This window comes from Atopobacter phocae ATCC BAA-285 (assembly GCF_000526675.1).
Lineage (GTDB): Bacteria > Bacillota > Bacilli > Lactobacillales > Aerococcaceae > Atopobacter > Atopobacter phocae.
On sequence record NZ_JAGN01000045.1, the window covers coordinates 1 to 12,404 of the forward strand.

Here is a 12,404-nt window from a genome sequence, read left to right on the forward strand (position 1 = left end):
CCTATTCGTTTATATCCCGGAGTACCCCACGGCCGTGTATCGATGCTAAAATTATCTCCACGTATAATTTGCGCAGTATAATTAGCATTGCTTAATGCTCGGTGGTCTATCCAACCTAGTGTTTTACCTTGTTGATCAGCTATTAAATAATACGTTTTAGTTTGATTTACACCTAAAACTTTAATTCGTTCATTAACATAACGATTAGATGTATCTCGTTTTTTAAAGTTACGCTCACCCCATGGTGCATTATCAATACTAAAGTTAGGATTAATTATCCAAGAATCGTAAGGTTCTTCTTTCGAAATTAAAGCACGATTATCTACCCAACCGTAAGGTTTATCATCTACTAACACGTAAGAATATTCTTTATTTTGTTTTTGTGAGACTACTTTCACTTCTTTCCCTAATAGACGATCCGTTTCATTAATTTTTTTGTACCCTTCCATTCCCCACGGCTGTGTATCGACTGAATAGCTTCCCTTTCCAATCCGCGCTACAGTTGTTGCATCTATTCGACCAAATGCTCGATGATCTATCCACCCTAGTTTTTTACCATCGAATTCTGCCAATTTATAATGTCCTTCAGAACTTTCATCTATTATACTCACATTTTTATTAACGTAGGTATCTGTTGTTCCTATATTTTTATAGCCTTCTTCTCCCCATGGTTTCGTATCAATACTGTACTGTCCAAATATAATTACGGCTTCATATGATTCCGAAATAGTGCGTATAGAGCTATCTTGATCATCTGCTATTTTTAAATCACTCGATTTAAATTCTGTGATGTTATCTTTACTTTCATATTTTCCAGTATCACTATCGCTGTTCTGCTGATTTACTTTTTTGATTGATTCAGCATCATTATCAGTCAACGTCGTAATATTTTTATTTGTTACTTCTGTATCTTCAAGTTTTTCATTACGCTTGTTTTCCTCTTCCTTTAATTTGTAATCTTCAATTGACGTTATGGTTTCTATCTCTCCATTTAAATCATCAGCTAATACTATTTGTTGCGTCAAAAAGCTCGTTAATACAATACTTGATAAACTTAAGATTAATCGATTTGTTTTTTTCATTTAATCCCTCTTTTTTTCTTTTTTTGTTACTCAATTCTATTTTAGCACATTCATGTTTAATTTTAAGAATGATTTTAATTATTTGTTTAGTACATTCTACTAAAAAAGATGAAGCGCTGTTTAGCTACTTCACCTTCTGTATAGATCTGTTTGATACTAAAAAATCATGCTTAGTCACACAATAAAAACTAACAAATATTGGTAATAGAACAAATTGTATTGAGCCTTTAAGTTCAAATAAGCCTAACACTGATAAAATAATTAAAACCCAATATAATTTTTGTGCTCGTTGAATTTTAAACAACTCTATAGTTCTATATAATAAGTTTCCAATTAAAACATAGTTTAATAGCGCAGGTAATAGCCCAAAAAATAAAATCGGTCTTAGTATACCTACATCTGTATTCATATAATACTCACCCGTTAATCCATTTGTATAAAATCCATCTCCAAATATAAAAGTTTTTAATTCTGGTATAAAATACATTTCCTTAAATAAAATATCCGTAGATGGACTTCCAAATTTCCCTGTATTTATAAAACGGATAACAAATTGAAAAGCCCAATTAAACCACTCTTGAAATTTTTCTGTTTGTAGAGCTACCGTTAACACAAAAGTCCCTATGCTCATTAATATGATTAGAACTATCAAAGCTAATGAATGTGTTGATTTTTTCCTTAATAACCTTATGCCCAATATAGCCATTAACAGCATAGATATTAGCATGCCGATTCGACCATAAAACATCGTACTTAAAGCGAGGGAAAATACCTTTAAAAAGAGCTTAACATTAAATCCATCATTATCAATTACTTTATAATTCAAATATAACCCTAAGATTACCCCTATTATTATTTTAAATGATTGTCCAAACCCTGCAAATCCATCTATTCCTACTCTTGTAAAATAATATGATTTAGCTATATTTAATCTATTAATATCTGACAAATAAATATGCGAAAACCAAAAGTTCTTTATCGAAGGAAATAACATAAATATAATCGTTGACGCTACAAATAGTAAACAAGCATCTATATACATTTCGAAAAAACCTTCAATAGTCGCTTCTTTTTTAAACACCTTTATATAGATAATCGCTAATGCTAAATATCTAAATATATATTGTAAAACATAAAAATTATTAGATGCAAAATAGCTTAAATCGCCTGTCCTATATATAAAAGGAACAAGAAGACTCCATGTTGTTATAATGCCAAATAAGATAATCGAGATTATAATTGTCTTGTCGAAAAACTTAACTTTCCGATAAAGGTAATCCAAATGTATTAAAGTGACTATCATTGGAATGCCCAAATTTATTAGCTTGCTTAATAATAAATGTTGATCTATAGAAAATTGAAATAGGGTATAGAAAAACAGTAACAATATCAATGGTCTAATACTGTCGACTTTCTTCATCATCTTTATACCTCAATTACAGTAATTGGCAACTTCAAAAAGCTTACTTTTTTAATTAGTTCCATGTACCAATGTTTGTTTGTAACATGTTGCTTAACTAATATGACTACACTCTTTGACTCTATATTATATATTTCTGAAAATTCATGACTATCGAAGGAATTCTGTTGTTTAATTACATTTTGAATTTCTTCAGAAAACTCACGAATATTCTCAGAAAATACGATTATATCTTTTTGATTTAAAAAATATTTTAATGCATCTTTTTGATATTTAGCATTTTCGAGAGATAATTTAATCGCATTTACTTCATCCATATATTTTTCATAATCATAAAAATAATGTATATTTTTACTGAATATATTAATTAGAAGTGATATAAAAATTGAAATTAAACTACTAAAAATGAATCCTATAATAGTAACTACTATCATTTTTTTCACACTAAATTTACGTGTTTCAATAGATTCAATATTCAACTCATTATCCCCTTGAACATTCGACTTAATCGCATCATCTAAAACATACACTTGCGTATTAGCAAAGAAAGATTCCGATTTACTAGATAGAATATCATAGTACAATTGTGCAATTTTTTTATTTAATTTTTTTTCTCCAAATCCTACAATCAGCGTCATAACATTAGACTCTGGAACTGTTTTAATTTGAATCCCATACTTTGGTAAAATTTTCGTCTTTACCCCAGATTCTTTAACTTTGTTCCACACTTTATCTGACACTAAAATATCCTTCATGGTACCTTCATTAATCAGTGACGTGCCTTCTGGATTCTTTATTAAAAATTTTAAAGTATAAGTGTCTTGTATTAAAGTTTCTCGAATTTTATCGATTTGCTCTTCATTTGCACTATTTGTTTTTTGACTAGCTAATAACATAAATTCTGAGTTGAGTTCTTGATGCGTTTTTGCTGACATTGTGCTACTATCATCTACCCTAGAACTTCTAATATAATAAAGCCCTGCAAGTAAAATAGTTAATATAGCTGTAATCGCCGTAATTTTTTTAAAATGATATCGTATGAACGCTCTCATTTCTGCTACTTCTATCATCTATATCTCTCCCTCCTATTTACGCTGTTCTATGCCTAGCCCACTTAACAATATATTTTAATTTTTCCATCATCGGGATAATCATCAAATGATTAAAACAACGTCTGTATAACTTAATAAAGTCACTATATGAATAATTTGATTTTAAACAATTATTTCTAAATAATTGACCTAAAATGAACTTAAAACTTTGTTCATCGTATTTATTAAAATCTAATGCATTAGAAAGTTTTGTCAAAATATTCAATAGTATTTCTATGTTTTGTTCATTAATTGTCAATCGCTCAGTTAAAAACAAACGATATACTTGTAAATCTTGATCACTATATTTTATATTCAAAAAATTAAATAGCTCTTTATATATAGTAATATGACTTTCATCTCGTTTTTTTAAATTTTTATTTGCATTATTTGTTATTCCTTCTATATTATCTGTATATTCTAACAAAACTTCAGGGAGGTTTGCTAAATCATATTTAAAAGAAATTTTTTGCCACAATCCATAATCTTCTGTAGCTTCGTGAATTGGATTATATTGGTACTTTTCTTTTTTTATTACTGAATTTCGCATAATAACTGTCGGATGCATCAAAGCAGATCTAAATAAGTGTTCCGTTCTAACTTTTTTGGGAGTAGTTGGAACTTCTTTTTTTTGTTTTTTTTCATTAGCTTTTATTCTGATAAATGTCCCCGATACAGCAATGTTACGGTGAGAATCCATAAAATCAACTTGCCTTTGAAATCTATCAGGTAAACATACATCATCCGAATCCATTCGAATGATATATTCTCCGTTTATTAAAGATAACCCACGATTTAAAGTATATATAATCCCTCTATTTTTATCATTCTCTAACAAATGTATCCGTTGATCTTTAAATGATTCTACAATTTCCTTTGATTGATCCGTTGATCCATCATTAATAATTAAAACATCAAAATCTTTGTATGTTTGATTGACCAAACTTTCAATACATCGCGCTATATATTTTTCAGAATTATACATCGGTAATAATACTGTCACTTTTTTATTAAACACAACCTATCTCCCCTCTAGCCATTCACCATTTTAAACAAAATATTTATCTACTTAATAAGCTCCTCAAATAAATCATTCCACTTAGAATATACTTCCTCTGGCAAAAACTTTTCTAACGTATCTTTTGAATTATCACTATATATTTTTTTTAAACTTACATTATTCATTAATTTAGATATTTCGTTAGCCATTTGATTGATATCGTATGGTTTTACTAATATACCATTAACTCCTGTCTTTATAATTTCATTTGGCCCTGTAACTACATCGAAACTGATAGGTGGAACCCCCATAGCTAATGACTCTAGTAATACCACCGGCAATCCTTCTCTATATGATGTTAATACAGATAAATCATAGTCACCGAATACTTTTACTGGTGATTGGATAAAACCTTTTAAGCTTAAAAAACAATCTAGGCTCCTGTCTCTAATCTCTTGCTTTAAATCATCATACAAAACACCAGTCCCATATATATGCCATTTCCAATGTTTATTCAAAGCTTCTTCTTTCAATTTTTCTGCGACCTCTACCAATAAGTTTAGACCTTTTTCTTCAGAGAGCCGAGTAATTGTTATAATTTTATTTTTATCCCCTGTATATATGTTTTTAGCTTCTCGAAAAGTTATTGGTACTGCATTATATATCGAAGATATTTTTTTAGGGGATGCATTAAGAAATTTTATATATGCTTTTACTGACTGTTGCGTCAACACTACTGTATAGTTCGAAAAATTTACACCAATTTTTCGATATAATGTTACCAATTTATGCGATAATTGATTTTCAATTGCGCCATGATCACAAAAAATAACTTTGGCTTTAGTAAAATATCTCAAAAAAATTGATAACGGTGCAACAAAATGTCCTTCTAGTAAAACAATATCTACTTTGTTTTCATTCACATACTTAATTAATGGTAAAATCGATTGACTAAGGATTTTTCTTACTCTTCCATTACCAATATCAAATGATTGATAAATAATCCCCTCAGTCATATCCTGTTCAGAAATTGGTTGAACTAAGCTAATCATATGAGTTTCATAATTATTTTTAAAATGATACGCCAAGTCCTTGATAACTGTTAAGACGCCACCTGAAATCGACATATCATACTCTACAAAAGCAATTTTTTTCATTATTTCACTCTTCTACTTTTTATTAGTTATTAATTTTTGTCATTTTTTCACTTTTTAATTTCAATACTCTCTTATACATTTTTTCGGAGACTAATAGTACAATAAATGCTATTTTTCTATTCCATGTTAATAAATCTGTTTTTATAATCAAGTTCTTATTATCTTTTAGAAATAGAATAAGTTCTTTTTTAAAATCATTATCTATTTTTTCACTTAATAGTAACTTATCTAAAACAATAAAATAAGCCCAACACAATTTTGCTTGCATTGTTTCATTTAAATTCGGAAATTTTTTAATTACAAAATTTTTTAAATCTTTATATATACTTAGCGATAATATATCAATTTCGTTAAATGAAGAAGTTGTAATACTATTTCCTCTGATATAATAATAATACAGTATGTGATTAGAAATAATCATATGACTCGTTTCTTCAACCACTCTACTTAGCCACTCAGCATCTTCAGCAATAGGTATATCACTTCGAAATTTTTGATTTCCAATTAACGATTGTCTAAACAATTTACCTGTTACGGTTAAGTTAGTTATGTTTCCTTTCACCATTTCTCCAAAAGATTGACTTCCTTGCACCTCAGTTAAGATATCCTGTCCTAAATCTTTTACTTCCAATTTAGAATTTTTATATAAATTCTTCATCTGACAAGATACAATATCTATTTCTTTTTGAGTAGCTAAATTAAATAAATAGTTATACATATCTTTATGAATAAAATCATCACTGTCAATAAAGCCTATAAACATACCTTTTGCAATTTCTAATCCTCTATTTCGTGCTGCACTAGGTCCTTGATTATCTTGGTGAATTGTGATTATTCTTTCATCTATTTTCTTATACTCTTCCATTATTTGTTTTGAGTTATCTGTAGAGCCATCATTAATTAAAATAATTTCCAAACTGTCTAACGTTTGATTTAAAATCGAATCAATACATCTTTTTAAATATTTACCCGTATTGTACACAGGGATAATTACACTAACTTTAGGTTGTTTCACTTTTTATCATTCCTCTTAACAACTGAACTGTATGCTTTAACGATTCGTTTACACTAAATAACGTACGCCATCCTAGTTTATTAATTTTAGTTGCATCTAACATTGCAATCGTTGCTTTTGAATAACCCATGGCTTCTGATTTTTCTGGCAAATCAAAAATAAGATTTTGTCCGCTTAATTCTGCTAAATAACTTGCTAATTTTTTTAACTCAAAATTATAATCTAATGATCCAATATTATATGCTTCACCTTTTACACCTTTTTGGATAAGAAATAAAATTGAAGACACGATATCTAACACATATAAATATGAATATTGTTGAGTTCCTTCACTTTTTAAAACAATCGGTTCTTTACGAGCAGCATTTAAAATGAATTGAGATGATGCTTTTGTATCATTCAATAGCATTGTCGGACCGAATACTCGACACAAACGCGGAATAACAACATCTATTCCGTATTTGCTCGTATACGCTTGACACAACGCTTCACTGACCCTTTTACTTTCTGGATATCCCGCTCTTAAAGTATTACTATCAATATATCCTAAATCCTTTTCATTAAACAAATCATGATCTAACGTATTTTCTCCATATATCTCCACACTAGATAAGAAAATTACGCGTTTAACCTTTTTGTTTTTTGAAAATTCTAAAACATTTTCGGTTCCTTTAACATTTGTCATAATTGTTCCGATAGGATCAGAGGCATACTGTACTGGGTGGGTATTGCTAGCAGCGTGAATTATATAATCTATATCTTCTTCTATATCAATAGGATCAATAATGTCTGCTTGAATTATATGAAAGTTTTTTTTATCTTTATAAGCATGAAATCTTGTTGTTAAGCGTTCCTTATTTCTACCTGATACATATAGGTTTATTTGTCCGTTTAATCTATCGTTAGAATACATTAACAAATCAACTAAACAAGAACCTATCATTCCAGAGGCTCCTGTAATAAAAATGCTAGAATTTATTAATTTTTCAAAATCAATCAGTCCAGAATTATATACTTTTTCTAAATCTGACACATATTGTTCTTGATTAATTAGCATACTTTTCTCCTTTAATGTAGTAATTAAATTAATGAGTCTTCCATCTTGAGATGAGCTTTAAATAACAATAAATCTTCTTTAGTTGTCAATTTAATATTTTGATCAGATCCAGCCGCAAAATATAATCTTACTCCTAACTCTACCATCATCGTATTTGTATAAGAGGAATCTGTGAATCCGATATTTTCTTGATATGCTCTATCATAAGAATCTTTTAATAAATCGAATCTATAGCCCTGTGGTGTTGACACGCGTCTTATTGTGTTACGATCAATGTACTGTTTCGTAGTATTTTCTGTTTCCTTTATAAATATTTGCTCATTGTATGGTAAAGAAGTAACTGCATTCCCATATTTTTCAGTCTTAACAATTACATCTGATAAAACAAATTCATCAATTAATGGACGGATTCCGTCATGAATAACTATTATTTCATCTTTAGGAACCTTATTGTTCAAATATTTAACTGCATTATAAATTGATTCTTGTCCTATTTTACCACCATTAATAATCCATTTAACTTTTGCTATATTATATTTTTTTAGATATGCTTCTAACGTTTTCTCCCATCCTTCAACACAGACTACTAAAATTTGATCAATTCTAGGATGTTCTTCAAATGCTTCTAAAGTATATATAAGAATAGGCTTGCCTTCAACAAGAATAAATTGTTTTGGTATATCTTGCCCCATTCTTTTTCCAACTCCACCTGCAATAACAATTGCTGTTGCCATTTTTTTCTCCTTTCGATTCAAACAAAACATTCATAAAAGTTTATGCTATTATAACATAATTTTAATTACTGGAATTTGAGTCTTGATTGATATACTTAGTGTACGGATTATGTGGATCAACTTTAATTACATCATGATGAGGTATTTGTTTATTTTCACTTGGTCTTTTCATATAATTTCCAAATGCTTCTCTTAAATATTCATCATAGCCAATTGGAATTGGTAATCGTGTATTTTCAAAATCTACCCATACAGCTTTTTCGAAATTTTTCTTTGCATATATTTTCCCCATATAGCGAGGGCCAACACACAATTCTGTTACCCAATTAGATGTTGTATTTTCATATTTTGTCATTTGCTTCTCTGCAAAAGACCAAATATAATATCTCCAAGTACTAGAAGGAACTATACCTAATAAGATCTTAGCAATTATTTTTTTTGTTTTACCATGATTTTGGGGTAATAATTGTGTTGCGTATAGACTACGGACAATGGCCCATCCTTTTTGGATTTTTCTTTTAATTTTTGTTTCTGGTGCAATATCTATTGGAAAAATATCAAGTGGAATACCATGAACAATATTCAATTCTGATTGATACGGTTTAATCATTGTCGTGTGACTATCTCTAATTGTAATAAAATTATTATGATCAATCGTATGCTTATTTGGCTTAGATATCGCAAACCTTTCTACATCAGCATGTTTACACCACAATTCATACAGACGATTATAATCTTTACGAGGCATAAAAAAATCTAAATCGTCATCCCATGGTATAAATCCACCTTCTCTAATTGCACCAATAGCTCCTCCGCCGCACAAATAACAGAGTAAATCATGCTCTTCGCAAAATTCAACAAAATATTTAGCCATATTTAAACACACTTTTTGAATATCACGAAGTTCTTTATTGCTGCTATACATAATCATTTTTCCTTTCTTTTCTTAATAACTTGTTTTAATAAGTTAATATAATATTTAAATTCATCCGTTTTATAAGTTAACGCTAAGAACATAAATAAAGTAAATAATACAACTATAATGAAACGTCCAATAAATATTAAATTATCACCTAATACATATACCAATAATACGTGGAGTACTCCTCCAACTAAGAAAGTATTGAAAAAATATCTTAAAAAAGTTTTTATATACTCTATAAATGATATACCAAACCAGTTTTTAAAGACCACATAGGCATCTACCCAAAAAGAAGTTAATATAAAACTGACTAAAGTTCCTAAAACTATTCCAATTGGTCCTAATAATTTTCCTAATATAATAGACGAAATCAGATTAACAATTGCTTCAATAATCGGCTTGTATCTCGTATTCCAAAATAACCCTTTAGCTTGCGAAAAAGCAAGACTAGTTTGTCTACTACCTGATATGAAAAAATTACTAACAATTATAAATACAAACGCTTGATTTAATAAAAAATTTTCTCCAATCCATATCGTTATAAATGGATTTATTAAAAAATATAAACAAATAGATGAAAAACTGATAATGAACATGTTTAGAAAAAAAACTCTTTTAAAAACAGTATATGAATATTCATTTCCTTCTTTCGCAGCTAAATTGCCTATACTTGCTGTCATTGAGTTAAAAATTTGATCAATAGGCGATTGTATGAAATTTATCACTAATCTATAGCTTCCATATATCCCTACAAAATTCACGCCTACTAAAAGTGATATTAAAAGATTATCGGTACCATAGACGACAACTGTCCCTAATTTGTGTGAAAAAATAGCTCTAATTCGCGAAAAAATATGTATCTTATCTTTTTTAGTAATTGATTGTATGTTTTTTTCTTTCAGGAAAGGATATTCCTTATTTGCTCGCATTGATATGTAGATATTACTAATCAAAGTGACACATAAATCACTAATTAAATATATAATAAAATTTTTAGTTGTGATTAAAAATATAATTTGTAAGGTACTTCTAAAAAGACTAAACGCTAAATCAACTAATGAATTAACATAATCTCTCTGATCTGCAACAAATATTGATCTTTTATATGAAAAAAAATAAGACAATGACACATTAGCAAGTAACAGTATATATATTACATTTAAATCTGTTATTTTTGTTGGTGAGTTCACTATTTGAGGCAGGAATGGAACTAATATTAGTCCAATTAAAGTAACTGTAACTCCTACCACTGAATAAATTTTTCTATATAGATGCATTAGTGTCTTGACTCGTTCATTATCACCATTTGATATTGGTTCAAACATAAAATATGTTAGAGCTCCTCCAACCCCTAATTCCATCAAAGATAACATCATAAAGATATCAGCAAATAAACTATTAATTCCCCAATACGTTTGGCCTAAAGTTTTTATGAAAATAGTTCGACTAATAAATATTAGGACATATGATAAATAGCGCTGAGCTAATTTAGCTATCGTATTGTAAATCATTTTTTGAGTTCTCATTATATCTACCTTTACTCATTTATTTAAGAAATAATCCTTATGAATAGGATAACATATATATGTATTACATTATAAACTTTTATAAATTCATTTAAGAGATAATATTTAAAATTATAATAACTTTATTAATTGAGAACACAATTTATAACACCCATGCTATAATTTAAAAAAACATGTCATTTTAAATAATTGGAGGTTCATCATGAAAGGAATCATCTTAGCTGGCGGTAGTGGTACAAGACTATATCCTCTAACAACTACTATCTCTAAACAGCTTTTACCTATATATAATAAGCCAATGATATATTATCCATTGTCTGTTTTAATGTTAGCAGGTATAAGGGAGATATTAATCATTTCTACCCAACAGGATTTACCTCGTTTTCAAGAACTATTAGGTGACGGATCCAATCTAGGTTTAAGTTTTTCATACGCTATTCAAGAACAACCAAACGGAATAGCAGAAGCATTTATTATTGGTGAAGAATTTATCGGCGATGACTCTGTTTCTCTCATTCTTGGAGACAACCTATTTTACGGTAGTAATTTAAGTCAAATGGTTCAACAAGCTGCCCAACAAAAAGAAGGCGCTACTGTTTTTGGTTATCATGTCAATGATCCTGAACGATTTGGTGTTATTGGATTTAATGATGAATTGAAAATTACTTCTATCGAAGAAAAACCTTCACAACCTAAAAGTAACTACGCCGTTACAGGATTATATTTTTATGACAATCGAGTTATTAACTATGCAAAACAATTACGTCCTTCTGCACGGGGAGAATTAGAGATAACTGACATCAATCGAATTTATTTAGATAGAAATCAGTTACATGTACAACTCATGGACAGAGGATTTGCATGGTTAGATACAGGCACACACGCATCACTCTTAGCTGCTTCTGAATTTATTCACACTGTTGAAACCCGACAAAACTTGATGGTAGCCTGTCCCGAAGAAATTAGTTATCGCATGGGTTATATTACAAAATATGAACTTAAAAAGCTCGCTGAACCTTTGCTAAAAAATGATTATGGTAAATATTTATTAAATTTAATTAAATAGCTCAGAATAATTGATAAAGTCCATATAATTGTGTAAAAGATAAAAGGTCATATAAAGCTCCTTTTACGGTACAATGTTTTTACCACAAAACATACCTAGGAGGACTTTACATGACCCAAGTACATTTTACAATGAATAGAGAAGAGGTTCAAAGCATTATTGAACATTCGGTAAAAGATGATGCCTCGAAAAGCATTTTGACAACAGTGTTCAACCAATTGATGGAGAATCAACGAACAGAATATATCCAGGCCGATAACTATGAACGAGCAGAAAGTCGTCAGAGCCAAAGAAATGGCTATTATGAACGAGACTTTACCACGCGGGTAGGTAC

12 protein-coding genes are annotated in these 12,404 nt (G+C 29.2%); 2 read left to right on the forward strand and 10 right to left on the reverse strand.

Going from position 1 to position 12,404, the window contains the following annotated elements; all coding sequences use genetic code 11:
* The 10 genes from L866_RS08750 to L866_RS0107145 form a co-directional block, all read right to left on the reverse strand.
* The coding region (locus tag L866_RS08750; RefSeq protein ID WP_035446384.1) for an SH3-like domain-containing protein at positions 1-1,082 on the reverse strand (1,082 nt) is incomplete at its 3' end.
* Between the two features lie 124 nt (positions 1,083-1,206).
* Positions 1,207-2,505 carry a hypothetical protein gene (locus L866_RS0107105; protein ID WP_025730529.1) on the reverse strand — a complete coding sequence of 433 codons (1,299 nt, stop codon included), beginning with the start codon at positions 2,503-2,505 and terminating at the stop codon, positions 1,207-1,209.
* A 2-nt stretch (positions 2,506-2,507) separates the two neighbouring features.
* Positions 2,508-3,572, reverse strand: coding sequence for a hypothetical protein (locus L866_RS0107110; protein ID WP_025730531.1), 1,065 nt, complete (start codon positions 3,570-3,572; stop codon positions 2,508-2,510).
* A gap of 19 nt (positions 3,573-3,591) precedes the next feature.
* Positions 3,592-4,611, reverse strand: coding sequence for a glycosyltransferase family 2 protein (locus tag L866_RS09120; protein WP_025730533.1), 1,020 nt, complete (start codon positions 4,609-4,611; stop codon positions 3,592-3,594).
* 47 nt (positions 4,612-4,658) lie between these two features.
* On the reverse strand, positions 4,659-5,750 hold the full coding sequence (locus L866_RS0107120; protein ID WP_025730534.1) for a glycosyltransferase: 1,092 nt from the start codon (positions 5,748-5,750) through the stop codon (positions 4,659-4,661).
* A gap of 22 nt (positions 5,751-5,772) precedes the next feature.
* Positions 5,773-6,765: a glycosyltransferase gene (locus tag L866_RS0107125; RefSeq protein WP_025730537.1), complete on the reverse strand. Its 993-nt coding sequence runs from the start codon at positions 6,763-6,765 to the stop codon at positions 5,773-5,775.
* Positions 6,752-7,822 (reverse strand): NAD-dependent epimerase/dehydratase family protein, encoded by a 1,071-nt coding sequence (locus L866_RS0107130; protein WP_025730539.1) that lies wholly within the window; start codon positions 7,820-7,822, stop codon positions 6,752-6,754. The genes L866_RS0107125 and L866_RS0107130 overlap by 14 nt, the downstream gene beginning before the upstream one ends.
* 23 nt (positions 7,823-7,845) lie before the next feature.
* On the reverse strand, positions 7,846-8,556 hold the full coding sequence (locus L866_RS0107135) for an IspD/TarI family cytidylyltransferase (RefSeq protein ID WP_025730541.1): 711 nt from the start codon (positions 8,554-8,556) through the stop codon (positions 7,846-7,848).
* 61 nt (positions 8,557-8,617) lie between these two features.
* Positions 8,618-9,481, reverse strand: a complete 864-nt coding sequence (locus L866_RS0107140) for a LicD family protein (RefSeq protein WP_025730543.1) — start codon at positions 9,479-9,481, stop codon at positions 8,618-8,620.
* Positions 9,482-9,483: 2 nt separating this feature from the next.
* A complete protein-coding gene (locus tag L866_RS0107145; RefSeq protein ID WP_025730545.1) occupies positions 9,484-11,004 on the reverse strand; it encodes a lipopolysaccharide biosynthesis protein in 1,521 nt (506 codons plus the stop codon).
* 202 nt (positions 11,005-11,206) lie between these two features.
* Between L866_RS0107145 and rfbA the strand changes: the two genes are divergently transcribed.
* Positions 11,207-12,070 (forward strand): glucose-1-phosphate thymidylyltransferase RfbA, encoded by an 864-nt coding sequence (rfbA, locus tag L866_RS0107150; RefSeq protein ID WP_025730546.1) that lies wholly within the window; start codon positions 11,207-11,209, stop codon positions 12,068-12,070.
* Between the two features lie 110 nt (positions 12,071-12,180).
* On the forward strand, positions 12,181-12,404 hold a 224-nt coding region (locus L866_RS0107155; RefSeq protein WP_025730547.1), incomplete at its 3' end, for a transposase.